12 protein-coding genes and 1 pseudogene are annotated in these 15,938 nt (G+C 65.6%); 7 read left to right on the top strand and 6 right to left on the bottom strand.

Features of this window, described 5'->3' with window-relative positions:
- Positions 1-180: 180 nt before the first annotated feature.
- Complete coding sequence (locus OG349_RS06300; protein WP_327233642.1) at positions 181-651, top strand: lamin tail domain-containing protein; 471 nt, start codon at positions 181-183, stop codon at positions 649-651.
- 333 nt (positions 652-984) lie between these two features.
- On the opposite strand, the gene OG349_RS06295 is transcribed toward OG349_RS06300, so the two are convergent.
- Positions 985-1,899, bottom strand: coding sequence for a transposase family protein (locus OG349_RS06295; protein ID WP_327238472.1), 915 nt, complete (start codon positions 1,897-1,899; stop codon positions 985-987).
- Between the two features lie 34 nt (positions 1,900-1,933).
- Between OG349_RS06295 and OG349_RS06290 the strand changes: the two genes are divergently transcribed.
- Entirely contained in the window at positions 1,934-2,587 is a 654-nt protein-coding gene (locus OG349_RS06290) for a 2'-5' RNA ligase family protein (protein WP_327233641.1), read from the top strand.
- A gap of 32 nt (positions 2,588-2,619) precedes the next feature.
- Here OG349_RS06290 and OG349_RS06285 read toward each other — a convergent pair whose 3' ends face one another.
- Positions 2,620-2,787 (bottom strand): hypothetical protein, encoded by a 168-nt coding sequence (locus OG349_RS06285; RefSeq protein ID WP_327233640.1) that lies wholly within the window; start codon positions 2,785-2,787, stop codon positions 2,620-2,622.
- A 272-nt stretch (positions 2,788-3,059) separates the two neighbouring features.
- Between OG349_RS06285 and OG349_RS06280 the strand changes: the two genes are divergently transcribed.
- On the top strand, positions 3,060-3,272 hold the full coding sequence (locus OG349_RS06280) for a hypothetical protein (protein ID WP_327233639.1): 213 nt from the start codon (positions 3,060-3,062) through the stop codon (positions 3,270-3,272).
- A 78-nt stretch (positions 3,273-3,350) separates the two neighbouring features.
- Positions 3,351-3,705 (top strand): annotated as a pseudogene (locus tag OG349_RS06275) (transposase); the annotation flags it as partial.
- Positions 3,706-4,132: 427 nt separating this feature from the next.
- Here OG349_RS06275 and OG349_RS06270 read toward each other — a convergent pair.
- On the bottom strand, positions 4,133-5,209 hold the full coding sequence (locus tag OG349_RS06270; protein WP_327233638.1) for a hypothetical protein: 1,077 nt from the start codon (positions 5,207-5,209) through the stop codon (positions 4,133-4,135).
- Positions 5,210-5,557: 348 nt separating this feature from the next.
- On the opposite strand from OG349_RS06270, the gene OG349_RS06265 reads away from it, so the two are divergent.
- Entirely contained in the window at positions 5,558-7,525 is a 1,968-nt protein-coding gene (locus OG349_RS06265; RefSeq protein ID WP_327233637.1) for a hypothetical protein, read from the top strand.
- A complete protein-coding gene (locus OG349_RS06260; RefSeq protein WP_327233636.1) occupies positions 7,526-9,343 on the top strand; it encodes a hypothetical protein in 1,818 nt (605 codons plus the stop codon).
- A gap of 7 nt (positions 9,344-9,350) precedes the next feature.
- Here the strand turns inward: OG349_RS06260 and OG349_RS06255 are convergent, their stop codons facing one another.
- Positions 9,351-10,232, bottom strand: a complete 882-nt coding sequence (locus OG349_RS06255) for a hypothetical protein (RefSeq protein WP_327233635.1) — start codon at positions 10,230-10,232, stop codon at positions 9,351-9,353.
- A 242-nt stretch (positions 10,233-10,474) separates the two neighbouring features.
- On the opposite strand from OG349_RS06255, the gene OG349_RS06250 reads away from it, so the two are divergent.
- The gene (locus OG349_RS06250) at positions 10,475-10,951 is read left to right on the top strand and encodes a hypothetical protein (RefSeq protein ID WP_327233634.1); all 477 of its coding nucleotides are present in this window, start codon (positions 10,475-10,477) and stop codon (positions 10,949-10,951) included.
- A gap of 1,274 nt (positions 10,952-12,225) precedes the next feature.
- Here OG349_RS06250 and OG349_RS06245 read toward each other — a convergent pair.
- Complete coding sequence (locus OG349_RS06245) at positions 12,226-13,935, bottom strand: UvrD-helicase domain-containing protein (protein ID WP_327233633.1); 1,710 nt, start codon at positions 13,933-13,935, stop codon at positions 12,226-12,228.
- Complete coding sequence (locus OG349_RS06240; RefSeq protein ID WP_327233632.1) at positions 13,925-15,763, bottom strand: ATP-dependent nuclease; 1,839 nt, start codon at positions 15,761-15,763, stop codon at positions 13,925-13,927. The genes OG349_RS06245 and OG349_RS06240 overlap by 11 nt, the downstream gene beginning before the upstream one ends.
- Positions 15,764-15,938: the final 175 nt, after the last annotated feature.

The following is a 15,938-nucleotide window of genomic DNA, read 5'->3' as shown; positions in this document are numbered from 1 at the left end:
GTTGCCGTATACGGCGGAGAGTTATGGGTATGTCCGTGTTTGGCAACGCGAATCTGATGTTCCGGTTGTGCGGGTGGTGACTGCGTCATGGTCGTGTTCTCGGCCGAACAGGGCCGGGGGAGTCCGGCGTCACGCGGGCCCGTCAGGGGGTCCCGCAGGCGCCCACTTTGAGGGGGCATCATGTCCACTTCCACAACCGCCCGCCGCACGGCAGCTCTGGTTCTCGCCGCGGGCGCCATGGTCGGGGCCGCGGCCCTGCCGGCGTCCGCGGTAGGCACGCACCGGGCGGCGCCGCGCTCCAGAGTGGTCCTCGGGGAGATCCAGTACGACAGTCCCGGCCGCGACAACGGGTCGAACCGCTCCCTGAACGGCGAGTGGGTCGAGGTCACCAACACCACCCGCCGCGCCGCCAACCTGGACGGCTGGACCTTGTCCGACAGTGACGGCAACCGCTACCGCTTCGACAACCTGCGCCTGGCCGGACGCTCCAGCGTCCGCGTCCACACCGGTGTCGGCAACGACACCCGCACCGATGTCTACCAGGACCGCCGTTCCCGCATCTGGTCCAACCGGGCCGACACCGCGACCCCGCGCAACGACCGCGGCCGTACCGTCGACTCCGAGTCCTGGGGCCGCGGCAACCACCGCTGACCCACACGCTGACTGACGTACCCCCGGCGTGGCCGCGCCGGGGGTACGCCTGTGCTGCACGGGGGTGCGGCGCTGATGACGGAGATCGGCGCGTACGGGCCGGGTGGCCGCGCTCACTACGGAGCCGACCCGTCCGGGTGTGGGAGGGCAACAGGCCCCTGGCTGCCTGCGGCGCTCCCGGGTGCCGGTCGCGTCGGGAGAGCCGAGGGGCTGTAGCTGCTCGGTAGCCTTTCGGTATCGCGTTGTTCGGAGGGTGCTGTTCGTGGATGATTTCTTCTTACGAGTTGGTGCGTGATAGCGGGTGGGGCGTGTTTGGCCTAGCGTGGTCTGATGTCAGGCTGTGGTGCTGCGGTCGGAGACGAGGCCGGCGATGGCCCGGTAGGTGTCGGGGAGGCGGTCGCGTCGGTGGGTCCAGCGTGTCAGTTGCTTCCAGCGTTTGTGGTCGGCGAGGGCGTGCTCGACGGTGATGCGGTCGGATGAGTGCCCGTGGCGGTCACGTTCCCACTGTTCGACTCTGCCGGGCAGTGCTCCCGGCCGCGGTTTCCGGGGCGGTGTGATCGCTTGCCCGCGGTGGTCGCGGCTCGGGCCGAGGTAGCCGTCGTCCAGGAGGACCTCGACGTCGGGAAAGTGCTGGAAGCAGATGGCGATGCCCTCGTTGCGGGCGGCCGTGGCATCGTGCATATGTCCAGGCCGGAGTGCATCGGTCCATAAGGTGCGACCGTGGTGGTCGGCGATGACGGTGGCCTTCATCGTGTTCTGCTTCTTTTTCCCGGAGACGAACGCGCGCCGGCCACCACGTCCGGCCGGCGGCCGCCGGACCTGGATCTCGGTGGCATCCAGCCGCAGCTCGACGCCTTCGGCCTGGGCGTAGGCGAACACATCCGGCAGCGTCCGAAGACGCAAGCCAGGGGTGCCGGGGACCGCGCATCCCCGCTCCGCCAGGAGCCGACGCATCTCCCCGATCGCGCGGGTAGTGGTGGAACGGTCAACGCCGAACAGCAGCCCCAGCACCGAGTGCGGCAGGTCGTGCCGCAGATGGATCAACGTAACCACCAGCCGGTCGACGAAGACCAGTTGGTGGCGGGCGCCGGCTCCCGCAGCCCGCTTCCTGGCCCCGCCTCGCGCGGCATGACGGCGGCCCTCGACACCTGCCTGCCACGGCACCGCCAACTCCTCTACCAGGCGCGCGAGATGACGCCGAGAGATCCCCGTGAACAGCCGATGCGCCAGCACCACCCGATTGACCATGATCGCCACAGACGGATCATTCCACCGGTCGGACATGACACCCCACCTGCTATCACGCACCAACTCGTTAGAAGCGGAGCGGCGGGCGTACGGGTGGCCGGCGGGGCGGGCCGATCTGCACTGGCATGTGCTGTTCGACCCGGCGGTTGTGCAGGAGCGGTTGGTCGTCCCGTACCGGGAGATCACCCATCGGGCCGGGGTTGCTCCGGTGGAAGCGCGCTGGGTGCACGCGACGGTCATGCACGGTGGTCCGGTGGAGAGGTACGAGGCGGGGGAGATCGGCGCGATCACCGAACGGGTCCGCCAGGAGGCCGCGGACATCGAGCCTTTCGACCTGGTCCTCGACCGTCCGACGATCAGCCGGCTCGGGGTGGAGTGCACCGCCCGTGCCGGGGCGCCGGCCCGCCGCCTGTGGGAGCTGACCACCAGAATCGACGCCGAGGTCACCGGCGCCCGTTTCCCCACGATCCCCAGCGTCTACTACCCGCATCTGTCTCTGGCGTACGGCGTGGCGGGTGAGGAGCGTGCCGACCGCAGAGCGATGAAGGCGGCGATGCCGGATCTGGATCCGCCGGGTGAGCCGGTGGTGCTGCGGGCGGAGAGGATGTCGCTGGTCGCGCAGTCGCACGACCGGCAGTTCATCACCTGGAACCACCTCGCGGACGTGCCGCTCCACGGCGGCCGCTGACGTACGGTCCGTACGACCGCATGCCGAACGAGTCAGGGGCCGGTGAGGATGTCGTGGGTGCCGACGCGGCGCCAGACGATGTGCCGCTCGCCCTTGAGGATCGCTTTCCCGTAGGACCAGGTGGCGTGACGATGACCGCCTCGGTCCTCACCGGGGCCGGGTGCGGGACCCCGCTGTCCTGGCAGACGGAGATCGCCCACAAACTCCCGTACGGGTACACCCAGTACGCCGACCTGACGATGCGCGCCCCGGACGCCGCAGTACCCGCGATGCTCCTCGAGGTCGACCGCGTCACCGAGCCCGTCGACGACCTGACGGCGAAGCTGCGCCGCTACCCCGACTGGTTCGAGCTTTTGACGCCGAAGGCTGACGTGAACAAGGAGAAGACTGCCCGTCGCCATGGTGCGGCGATGCATGACTTCCGGCTGGGGTCGCGGATCTACCCGGCGACCGGCGGGAGGGCTACGTTCCGGTGGCGTTCGTGTTCACGGGCAAGACGGAGGCACAGCGGGCGAGCCGGATGCCGCGCCTGGAGCAGAGCGCCCGCCGCTACTTCGCCGGCGCGGCTGACCGGGGGGCTCAGTTCAGGGCCGTCGACTTCCACCAGGCGGTGCCCGTGGTCGTCACCGAGCTGGAGCGGATCACCGACGAGCCGCAGTCGGGTAGCCGGGTCACGGCAACGTGACCGGCTACCCGACTTAGACCGTGTCCTATGTGGTGATTACTCGTTGGTCTGAGCATGGGGCGGGATACGTAAAGTTGGATTGTTCCGGACGGGTTGTGGGAGATCGCGGAGCCGCTGATCGCACTGTCGAAGGTGCGTCCGCAGGGCGGCGGGTCGCAGGACACACCGGATGAGCCGCTGTTCGCGGCGATCGTCTACGTGCTGGTGAGCGGGTGTGCCTGGCGGGCGCTGCCGCCGTGCTTCGGAATATCGAAGTCGACGGCCCACCGCCGGTTCGTCATCTGGTCCCGAGCGGGTGTGTGGGAGCGGCTGCACGAGGCGGTGCTCGACCGTATCGACGCGTGCGGTCTGCTCGACCTGTCACGCGTGGTCCTCGATTCCGTGCACGTGAGGGGTAAAAGGGGGCGAACTCACAGGCCCGAGCCCCGTGGACGGAAGCGTGGCGGACCTACGGGGGGCCGGGCATGATGTCGACCGAGCCACCGGACGAGAGACGGGATGATCCGCAGCCGGCTGGTGCTGACGGGACCCTCGCGGAGCCAGCCCCACAACAGGCCAGGCAGAACAGGGCCTTGGTCGGCGGCCCCGGCGGCCGCGGTCGCGCAGCCCCCGCGACAGAGTGACGCCGACGAGGGAAACGGAGCGCGTGAGCGCTTCGCATCGATCGTCGCCGAGACGCTCGGCCTGACACCCGGCTCCTCTCGGCGACCGCCGTCGCCCTGGCGGTCACGGCCAACGCGGAACGCCGTACACGCCGGCGGGCCTGACTTCGGCGTCGCCGCCGTCAGCACATGAGCCCCCACCGGCGCCCCGGCATGCAGAAGGAGCCAGCACGGCACCCGCAGCCGACGGAACCTCTCTCACTTCCCGCGGAAGTAGGCGTCGAACAGCGGCTTTTCGAGCGGCTTTCCCAATGCCCGGCTTTCGTTCAGTTCCATTGTCATCCAACTGACTTCCCTGGCGTACCGCAGCGCGCCTTCCACGAAATATGCCTTGCTCTTCACCGGGGTGAAGTAGTTGTAGATCGCCTTGTCTCGGATCTCATCCCAGTCTTTTTTGCCGGATGCGGCCAGCTCATGCTCCTTGGAGTAAAGAACGTCCGTCACCGCGCGAGCCAAGGTCTCCGTCACCGCTTCGTCCGCCCCTTCCCCCCATTCGGATTGATTGTGTTTGTCCTGTAGGCCGGCCGTCAGCGTGCCACTCGGCTGCCACGAGTGGGCGTGCATGAATTCGTGCGCCAGCAGATGCCGATACGCGTCTCGCGCATGCACATGGTCGCTCTTCACCACCAGCCCGAGGTCCTCGAATTCTTTGAATTCTTTCACCATGACCCGCCCGTTCCGGGTGGCCGCCGGATTTTCGGCACTCTTGTAGCTTTCCACCACCTCGGACGGATTCTTTAGGTCACTCAGATATTTTTCGAGTTCTTTGTCCCTTTCCCCTTGCGCTAATTCCCTGAGGAAGGTCTCCTCCGTCACGGCCTTGTAGGTGGAGATCGCTTTCTTGGGATCCTTGTAGTACTGATCATCCGTAGTGAGGGCCAGAATCTTGGCCAGGCGGTCCGGACTGAGCTTGAAGAGCCGCTCGGTTTCCCACGCCTCGTACAGCTTCACCTCGTCGGTGATCATTTCCAGTTTCCGGAGTGCCCTCATCACGTAGAGAAATCCGCTTCGGACAATTTCCACGTCGGTTTTGCCGCTGATGCTTGCTTCGTCCGTCGCCGTCTTGACCAGATTCTGGTACCAGCCCGGGATCGCGGATACCTCGCGGCTCCACTTCTCGCGCTTACCCTTCGGGTTGAAGCCATAGTCTTTGTTCCGAAAAGCGAGGGAAGTAACCGCACCGGTCGTCCGGTACAGCGAATTTTCCGCCTCTCGCGATTGGATATTCGCGGTCTTACTGGGGAGGGCAATTCGTTGCAGGTCGTCGCCGGGCATCCGGGAAGGCCCCAGGACGTCTTCCCTTTTGATTTGCGCTCTGGGTGACATGAAATTTCCCCACTTTTCTTGCGTCACAGTTTCCCGTGAGTGATGAGCGAGCAGGGGCGAGGTCGTGGGTGCGGCCACGCGCGAGTACGCCCCGGTCGGCGCGCGCCACGGCTGCGGCGATCGGACGGGCGGGGCGCCTCGCCTCACACGGTATTCACTCTGAGTCACTAGTTGCAACTCTGAGTAGTCACTGTCATGCTGCCGATGCTGACACCAGCAAGATCCACGAGGGCGCCGTACGGCTGTCCTCGTCCACCGCACGGTGAACCGTGCCCTTGCATGTGTAAGGACTACTCCGTGACTGAGCCCATCGGGCCCACGATGGCCGGCGGCATCCAGAAGGTGACCAAGAACGGCTACAGCGTCAACTTCTATCCCGACGCCAACAACTACGAGTTGATGAAGGAAGGGAAGAACCCGGTCTTCTACTGGCTTCCCACCCGGATGACCATCGCCCGCAAGGACGACGGCACGGGCGACTACAAGTTCAACCTGACCCGCTTCGCCGGCCTGGAGACGGACGCGGTGGGCGGGGTGCTCAGCATCACCACCACGGGCGGGATTCCGGCGAAGGAGTGGGAGGCGGCCACCAAGCAGGTGATCGAGGACGTCAAGGGGCACACCAGCAGCCTCTGGAACCCGCAGAACCTGACGCCCGACTTCATGCCCGTCACGTTAGCGTCCAACAACGTCACCCTGTCCAACCTGGATCCCTCCGAGAAGGGCTACCAATTCTTCGAGAAGGACAAGCAGACCGGGAAGCTCCAGCTGCGCACGTCCTGGCATCTCGGCGAGGAGAACCGGACCAGGCTCCTCACCGGATCTCCCAAGGACGGGTTGATCGACAAATGGTACTGGGCACTTCAGGGAGCGGGCGCTGGGTCGATTGATCCCAGCGCCGAGCACGCCTTCGTGGCCCTGGTCGGCAACTACCCCGCCCAACTGCTCTACGCCGGGTTCAAGGGCACCAGCACGGGCCTGGTCTTCGCCTCGTCCGCCATGCAGCTACAGATGTGGACACCCAAGATCGGGCTGAAGATCACCGGTGACTGGGAGAAGGTCCAGGAGCACTTCTCCACGCACACCGTGGCGAACGGGTGGTTCCTCAAGGCCGACATCCAAACAGAACTCAACAAGCTCAAAACGAGCGGCGCCGTGAAGGTCACGATCACGCCGCCCGCCGAGATGCCGGACGCGAAAAAAATCGCGGAACAGCTGGAAAAACATTCCGAGCTGATCGTTGACAAGTTCCTCGAAGAGGCGCAGCGCATCATTTTCGAGCCGGCGCCGGTGAAGACGGACGCTGCAGAAACGTCCTCCGGAACCACTCCCTGGGGATTGGGCTTCGCTCTCAAGAAGAACGTCACCACCACGGGGCTGCATCTCCAGTACGAGGAGGAGACCCAGTTCAGCCATCTCCAGGACAACGTCATCTCCAGTTCGCTGACCGGGATCCTGCGGGAGGAGGGCGACGTTCAGGTGACCGAGCCCAAGTACTTCAGTGTGGTCTACCTGGACGACTGGCCCGCCAAGCTGGCCCGGGTGTGCACTCCCATCGCGGCCTGGAACACGGGTATCTACAACAGCCTTTCGGTCCAGATCGGCTACCCGAACACCGAGGGAGCCCTCATCTGGGGCTCCCATGTCTTCAGCGGGCCGGCCGTCGGCGAGAAACTGGAACGCTGGAGCTACTCCACCATCCAGAAGACGAAGGAGGAGGTCTCCGATCCGCCCGAGGGCTGGGAGCCGGACAGGACCTTCATCAAGCGGGCGATCCACTTCGCGGAGCCCGACCCGGACAACGAGTACGTCATCGTCCACCTGGCCGAAGGACACGGCGACCTCCCGCTCGATCCCGGTGAGAACGGCACACCGATCAACGAATCGATCATCGAAGTCCGGGCGGAGTCCCATGACATCCTGGCGGTGAACATCCACTTCAAGGCCACTCCGACCACGCTCACCGACAACATGTTCGCCGAACTCACCCTGGAGCCCGTGGACACGAAGGACCAGCCCGTGGGCGGGGAGCAGGCGGTCTTCGCCTGCGAGAAGGCGGACTCCAAAAAGGCCCGCAAGTGGGTGATGTGCCCAGCCGTAGATCCCGCGAACAAAAAATACCGGTACAAGGTGAAGGTCACCGACTTTGAAGAGGAATCGGAGTGGGAGACCGACTACAAGGTCAGCTTCGCCACCACTTTGAACGTCCCCATCCCGAAGAAGAACGGCAAGGGCGTCACCTTCAGGTTCAAGGAAAAGAAGTAGATGGAGCAGTTCCGGGGGCCCACCGAGATCGCCGGCCGCCGGATCCGCGAGGTCGACGGCTACCGCATCGTCTTCTATCCCGATGCGGGCAACCCCACACGGCCAGGATGTGAGGCCTCCAGGTTCCACTGGATGCCCGACCGGCTCTACCTGGGCCGCGAGGGCAGCGGTTACGACTTCTCCTTCACCCGCTACGCCGCCCCGGACCAGGGGGACGTCTGCGGGATGGTGCGGTTCAGCCTGACCATGGGACTCCCCTCCGGGGTCGTCGACAAAGCCACCAGGATGCTCTCCGAATCGGAACCCAAGACGGACCCGTACTGGGGGTCCAGGTACTACTACCGGGAGGCATACACACCGCTGACGTTCCGATACACCCACACCACGCTCTCCGACGTGGCGGCGGGGTCCGACCGGATCGCCCGGACTCTGCCCGGCGCCGCACCCTGGTATTGCGAGAACCAGGGTGCGGACACCGGGCCTCTCCAGGCGACCGAGAGCCGCTCCTACACGACCCTGCTGGGCCGGTACCACACCGAGCTTTTCCATCAGGCGGTCGTGCAGGACACCCAGTCGGCCCCCGCCGTGAACCGGGCGCTGGGCATCGAGTTCCAGGCCCCCGTGAACAGCTTTTCCCTTGCGGCCGATTGGCCCGCGGTACGGGAGGAACTGCTCCGGGGGACCCGGGGCGCCGAGCGGGACGTCACGCTCGATCAGATCCGCGGCGCCGTCCGCCGGCTCCGCGAGGCCGGGAAACTGGCGGCCGACTGCGTGCTCGACCCCAGCGTGCCGAAGGAGGACCCGTACCGGACGAACCTGCTGACCTCTTCCGGGTGCGTGGACGGCCGGTTCCTCGAACTTGCCCGGGCCACCGTCCTGGACGCCCCGGACAACCGGCCCACCGCGCTGGCCTCCGACGCGGACGGCCCACCCAACCCCTGGGGCGGCAGCTGGAAGGTCACCGACGGCGACTCCCCCTGCCGGACCGCCGACACCGACACCGAGGGCCCCTTCACCTACCTTCGTCCCCTCACCGTCACCACCCGGTTCCTCACGGAGTTCCAGGAGATGCGGGCCACCCCCAAGAAGTACTTCCCCACCGTCTACCCGGGGGACATGAACCACACCCTGTGCCGTGTGTTCCGCCCCGTGATGAGCCACGACAACCCCGCCGTGTCCACCCTGTCGGTCCTGTGCGGCTACCCGGACACCACCGGGAAGATTGTCTGGGAGGGCCATGCCTTCTCCCGCCCGGACCATCCTGACGACGACCCTCAGCCCTGGACCTACAGCACCGTCCAGAAGTCGGCGGGCGATGTCCACGACCCCCCGCCGGGGTGGGCCCCGGACCGGACCTTCATCAAACGCCAGGTGCGGCTGCGCGACAGCTCCGAGGCGACCGGCGAACTCTGCGTCGTTCACAACGACATCACCGAGGCCGACATCGACCAGGGAGACGACGGCACCCTCTTCAACGACATCGCCATCGACATCTCCGCCGCCATGGTGCGCCATCTTGACGTCCACCCCATCCGCCTGTTCCGCAAGATCGGGCCGGGGGAAAGCGTGAGCGTCGCCTTCGAGGCGCTGGACGCGGCCGGGCGGCCCGACGGGATCCACACGGCGGAGTTCCGATGGACGGAAGGCGACCAGCGGCCACGCCGCTGGATCGTCTTCCCCGCCGCCGTGGACTTCCCCGCCGCCTTCCGCTACCGGGCCACCGTCCACGACCACCGGGGCACCCGGCCCGGCCCTTGGATCAGATCGTCCGGCAGCGGCCCCATCCACCTCTTCGTACTGCCCGCGGCGAAGCCGTAGGACCGCGTCAACCATCCTGTCCGGTCGGGACCGTCGTCCTGACGGGGACGCCGTTGACACGGCAGTCATCGGCCCTGATCGGAAGGGTGCTGATGTCCTCGGTGGCGTGCTCGGCCCCGCCGGACAACGTGAAGGTGAAGCTGTCCGAAGGCTGGATCGTCTTCTTGTGGGACCAGTCGGCAGCTTGGACGGCGATGGCCAGTCCCCGGCTGTCAGGCTGGGCCAGGACCAGTTCGACACCGTCGCCCTCGGCGACACTGACCGTGCCGCCCAGTCCCTTGGACAGGTGAAAGGACAGGGCCCAGTCCGTCAGGGGCTCACCCTGGGCAGGGTTCCGCAGGATCACCTCGGCCTTGAAGTAGTCGCGTTGCTGCTGCCCCGGGACCGCCGCCACCTCCACGGTGACATTCGATGCCCAGATCTGGGCGTGCCCGATATCGATGAACCACCACTTCATCTTGGCGTCATCCGGGTCGAAATCCGTGACCTGCATGAGCACCGAGCCAGGGGTGTCGTCCGCGGTGGAGACGTACTTGCTCCCTCCCCGGATCGAATAGGTGCCGTCAGCGGCTTTCTGGTACTTCACATTGTTCCGGTATCCCCAATCCCGATGGCCCTGCATGACACGCCACCCGATGGCCGGGGCTTCATTGAGCATAAAATATAATCCACTGTACTCGTTCCTCATACTGTGGTCATCGGGATCGGCGTAATGGCCGTACGGTTCCACCACCGTCCAGTGCGCGCTCGCGGCACAAGGGTCTGTTCCCTGTACGATATTCTCCGTTGTGAAGCTGAGGGATTCGAGGTCCGCGAACATGCCACTGTTGACGGACTGTAAAAGATACGTTTTCCCCAGCTCGGGAGTGTCGCCCTCCCAATTCTTCACGCCACTTACATCCCTCATGCGCACCCTCTCGGTTCCGGACAATCGCTACGGAACGGCCGTGCGGCACATGGCCATTTCCTCAGTTTCCCGCCCCGTGCGTTCCACCGCACGCCGACACGCACGAGCAGGATATTTTGGTGCGAGTGTCGACGGCGATGACACGGGGAACGGCGTCCCGGAGATGGTAGAAGAGAAACCAAAGGTCCACGCCCAGGAACCTGTACAGAGAAAGCGAGAGAACGGTGAAGGAAGCCGCTGCGAAACGCCTGGAAAACGAGGGGAACGGCCGTGTGGATACGGAAGCGGACAAGAGGGTCCTGTCGATGCCCCTTGAGATCAAGAGAGAATATCGCACCCACAAGGAAGCCCTTGCTGGACTCGAAGACGCAGTCCCGCAGGGGCGTAGAGCGAACCTGTCGCAAGCGCTCAACGACGCGTTCTCCGGAGGCGGAAAGCCCAGCGGACAGCACACGATCACCAATGTGGGAAAGGTGAACGTACGCCACGCCAGCGCCGGCAACGGCCAAAAGAGCGTCACCCTCTTCTTCGTAGAGGGCGAGCCGTTTCGCCTCCTGGCCCTCGGCGAGCACTCCTCCCGCAAGGACTGCTACGACATCGACGACGACCTCGGCCAGGACAGGCCCGCCGACAGCGACGAGGTACGCGCCTTCCAGAGGAAGAAGACCGTCAACGTCAACGGCAAGTGGTGGCAGGACTGATGGGCTGTAGCCGCTGGGGCTCGTCCGCGAAGAGCCCGGGACCCGTACCCTGAGCCGGACCGCGCCACCGCGCCGTGTTGTGTCCGTGTGGTGGCGCGGTGTGCCCGGGTAGTCGTCGTCATCCACGGACAAGCTGTCCCTGAATGCGGTGGTGGGAATCCGGCGGGCTGGAGAGAAGCCCAGGAGTGCCTCAGCAGGCTGTGTGAAGAGCCGATCAAAAAACGGCCAGCAACACTTTAGCCAGAGGAGCTTCCGCGACGCCGGGACCCGGGGGCTCGTCCCAGGGGCGTCTGACTTCTTCCGTTGTTCCGTACCGTCCCGCGCTCCAGTGCATCGCCGTCGTCTCCTTCGGCGTGGTCGTGCCTGGTCACGAACCGAAAGGGGGGCCGGGCAGACCGAGGCGCTGTTCGCCGTCGCCCATGCGCACGCCCTCGCCAAGGCGGGCCGGCGGCAGGAGGTTGTGCGGGAGGTCGAGCGCGTAACCGCCCTGAGTTCGGCGAAGGGGGATGACCTGCCGTTCTGGGCGCTGTCGTGGGGGCCGCCTGCCGCCCCCGTTCACAGCCGTACGGCGATGGTCTTCGAGACGCTCGGCGACCGGCGCCGGGCCGCGGCGATGTACGGGGCGGCGGCGTCGAGCCGACCACCGGGCACCTACGCGGATCGTCGTCCTCGACCTGGTCGCGTAGGCCGAGATGCGAGCCGCCGAAGGCAGCATCGAGCAGGCGTGCACCACCTGGGGCCGGGCCGTCGACCACATGGACGGCGTCCGGTCGGGGCTGACCCGCGAGGCCCCCGGAATCAACCCAGCAGGCCCCTGCCAGCTGTCAAGATCACTTATCAAAACGTCAAGATCGGCTGTCAAAGGGCACCGGTGCCTGTCCTTCGTCATCCATTCCAGGTGTTTGACAACGAACCCAGCCGCTTCGGCTTCTCTGAGAGCGAATCTAGTCTTGAGGGGTGAGAACCCTGGGTCCGGTATTGCGGCATCGGCTGGGGCGCACAGCGCCGTGCTACACGTCGAGGGGCCTGTGCGGAGGTGCACTCGGGCGTTGTTGGCGGTGTTCGTTGCTGGAATGTGCGAAGACCGGGTTCGAGGACCTGCTTCCGGTTCAGCCGTGGCGGTGGGGCCCAGTCGTTCTGCCGCACTGGCGCGACGGTTCGCGTGAGCGTCGGCATTTCCGGCACTGCCTCGTGCGACGGGCGAACGGCTCGGTTCGTAGTCGCCGGTCTCTGCCCCGACAACTGGATCGCGCAGAGCAACGTCGAAGGCGGGGTTAGCGCGTTCCCGTGAGACGTTGGCTGCCCTGAGGGCGGACGAAGAGGACCACGAAGCGCGCTCGCGTTATGGCGACGCGTAGGAGGCGTCTCTGGGCGCGCAGACGTTCAGGGTCCCATCTGGGGTCGAGCAGGGTACCTGCGTAGGGTCCTTCGACGATGACGACACCGTCAAATTCCTTGCCCTTGGAGCGGTGCATGCTCATCAGGGAGACTGGCTCTGGCGCTTGTTGGGCTGCGGTGAGGGATTCGGCGGCAAGGACGGCGCGGACTGTGGCTGTGGCTTCTCTGTAGGCAGACTGGCCGTCCCAGGCATCAGACAGGCCCCAGGCCATCGCATCGGTAGCGTGGAGTAGGCGCAACAGGCGTGTGTGTTTGAGGACTTCTCCGAGTTCGCTGGAGCCGCGGAGGCGGTCACGCGCGGTCTGCCAGTCGGCGACCGGTTGCCCTATGTAGGAGATCCCAGCATCGTAGGCAGCGGTCACGGCCTTGACGCTCTTGGAACGGATGGTCTTGCCAGACGTGAATGCGACGAGCCCGTTCTCCAAGGGTTTGATCTTGCCGCGTGCGCCGACCGTGCCGCTGGTGAGCTTGACACGGTAAAAGTCGGCAAGGGACTGCACGGTCCGGGCCACAGCCTCCACGCGAGGCAGCCCTGGCCACTCCATGATCGACGCGACGACGTAGCCGGCCGCTGCGGTCAGTTCGGGATCCCATTGCAGGGCGTGCTCAACTGCAGGAAGTGTGATTTCTCCGGTGTCGGTGTCGGTGTCGAGGGTCTCGGACACCTGACCCAGCAGGGAGTTGACGCTTGCGAGGATGGCGATCGTCGGTGTGCGCCCCAGCTGGGTGGTGAGGTGATCCCGCACGGCGACGACCCCCTTGTGGACACGGGTCTGCCAGGGAACGCCGTAGCCAGGGGTATAGGTCCAGGTGCGGACGTTGTCTGGCTGAGGGTAAAGGGTGTTGTTCAGGACGGCGTTGGCGTAGTCGAGCAGTCCGCTGCCGGGACTGCGGTGGTTGTCCTTGGACAAGTCGAATGGCTTGGGTGCGAGGTGCGCCACGGCGTCGTCAAGGCGCTGCTCTTCAACGCCGTCCAGGTGGTCGAAGATGCGCTGGTCAGGGTCGGCGAGGCAGATGACGGTGGAGGTGCCACTGAGAGCCTTGATCACGCGCCACTGGTCGGTGTTGGTGTCCTGGAACTCGTCGACGATGATCAGTGGATAGATGCTGCTGTAGAGGACACGCAGGGCGGCGCTACGCTCCAGGAGGGTCGCCGTTGTGCCGGCGAGGAGGTCGAAGACGTAGCGGCCCTCCTCGGTCGCGAGGCGCTGACGCTCACTTTTCCAATCGCCGTCGAAGTCCGCCTGGATCTGCCGTTCGCGGTCGGGTGCGATGAACGACGATGGCCGGCCGGTGAGCAGTCGTCCGTGGCTGCGTACGACGTCGAGGAAGAAGGCGTGAAAGGTGCGTACTTCCAGGCGCTGGCGGCTGGCCTGGTCCAGGACTCCGGACATCCGGTCAGTGATCTGGCGTACGGCAGCGCGCGAGAAGCTCAGGAAAGCTACGCGCTGTTCGGGTTCGAGGGCGGCCAGCCTCGTTTGGGCCTTGAGAAGAGCGATGGTGGTCTTGCCGCAGCCTGGGCCCCCGACGATCAGAAGATGGCCGGGAGCGTCGAGGATCTCTTGCCGGACCGGGTCAATCTCCATCGGTCTCGTCCGGGTGAGCTGAGTCGCTAGTTCCGGCCCCGCCCGCGGAAGTTGCCAGATCGAAGTCAATCTGGAGAAGGATATCGGCCAGGGCAGCGGGGAGTTGGCTGCGGCCCTGGCACTCAGCTATGAGCAGCGCGGCATAGCCGTCACCCTTGCGGGCCCACAGCACGTCATAGGCGAGGGCGCTCACGGCCGGGTCCGTGGCAGACGGGTCGGGGCGTGCACATCCGGAGGGATAGTCCGTGCGCTGGGCCACCGCGGCGAGGAAGCGACGCTGGGCGTCAACCGGCACTTCGGCGACCAGGAGCTTCTCGACGCTTTTGTAGTTGAGCACCGTGTAGTGCGTGAAGTCGGCAGTCTTCGCCGCAGCCTTCGCGTCGAGCGGTTTGTCCGGGAGATCGTGGATCCCGTAGACCGGCTTGCCCAGCCCCTTAAAGACGGGGGCGAACAAGGGCACAGAGACGTCGTTCTGAGCGTCGAAGATCGTGACGCCAGCAAGGTCCAGAGGGACGTAGCCTGTGACGGCGGGGTCCGCTTCCAGTACGTCCGAGACCGCCGGGAACAGGGCCGCTTCCGCAGCGCCCTCCACCACTAGTACGGCGCGGCCCAGGACAGCCTCAGCGAACTGCCGGCGGTTGTCACGGTACTTTTTCAGCTTGAAGTCACTGGGCAGGACGACACGGTTGCTACTGAGTGCGCCCTTTGAGTCGCGGTTGATCATGACAATGCGGGAGGGCTCGAACTTCTCGATCACGTAGGGCGAATGAGAGGTGACGATCACCTGGCCCATGCGTTTGACCACGAAGTCGATGAGACGGCGCTGCGCATGTGGCGGGAGCGCTATCTCCGGCTCCTCCATCGCAAAGATCACCGACTTGTCGCCCTTGAGTTCGGCAATGTAGGTGAGCAGGGCGAACACCAGCAGGTTCAGCGATCCGGTGCTCAGCCGGTTGAACGGCACGGTGTGCGGCCCGGGCTGGGTCGCGATGAACAGGCGCAATACCTCACGCAAGTGTTCACGGGTGAGTTCAGACACCTTCAGATCGACCGGATCAGCAGTGTCGCCGAGGCTGACAAAGCGATCGACACGGTCGCGTATCTCGGTACGGATCTTTCCGAAACCAGATTCGGCCGCGGCGACTGCGACTTGGTCCAGGTCACGAAGCGCCTTCTCCCACAGCGGGCCCGCAAGCTCTGCCTCCAGTCGCACGATCGTGTCCAGAAGGGAGCCACGCTGGAAAGTGAGCGCCCTGCTGCCAGTACGGTTCGGCCGCAGATAGAGGAATCCGCAGTGCCGCTTGTCCTCACGAGTGAAGGTTTTCAGCCCTACGCCCAGGCCGGTCTCCTCCCCGTCAAGGCCATCCGGGACGCTCTCGGGGTGCGCGAAGAACGTTCCCCCGACGAAGTCGTCCTCCTGAGGGTCGTAGCGGCCGAGGAAGACCACCGGCAGGCACCATTCGCCGGTCTCGGCGTCTTCGACCGCGTCGGGGACCGTATCGAGGAAGTCGCTCGTCCGCGCCGACCAGCGGCGCAGATGGCTGCCGAACCGGCGCTCAGCGGCATCAGAAAGTTGGGTGAGGACCACCTCGATCCTCACTTCGGGCAGCTCGCCCTCCCGTTCCTGATAGCACCCGCCATAGAAGTCGTACTCGTCGACCACGGGCCGCCGGAACATGCGCTCGGGCCCAAGTACGAGCTCCAGCCCCTCACACACAGTCGACTTGCCGACGCTGTTCGAGCCGACCAACAAGGAGTGGCCATCCAGGAGAACTGTCCCGCCCTTCACGCCACGGAAGTTCTCCAGGGTCACCCGCTGTACCTGCATGCTGCTCCCTCTCTTCGAGGGAGCAGGGCGCAGCTGACTCGCCGCCCCTGGCGCTTCCTCGCGCGAAGGCCGTCGCCACAGGACAGACCGAAGCATCCCCCGACGAAACCGAGACGATTCTACGACAAGCGGGATCTTCGTACCGCCTCTGTAGGCGAAGAACGCAGCGGGTGCA

Source organism: Streptomyces sp. NBC_01317, from assembly GCF_035961655.1.
Lineage (GTDB): Bacteria > Actinomycetota > Actinomycetes > Streptomycetales > Streptomycetaceae > Streptomyces.
The sequence above is the reverse complement of the archived record's forward strand: the minus strand, read 5'-3'. Positions and strand labels throughout refer to the sequence as shown.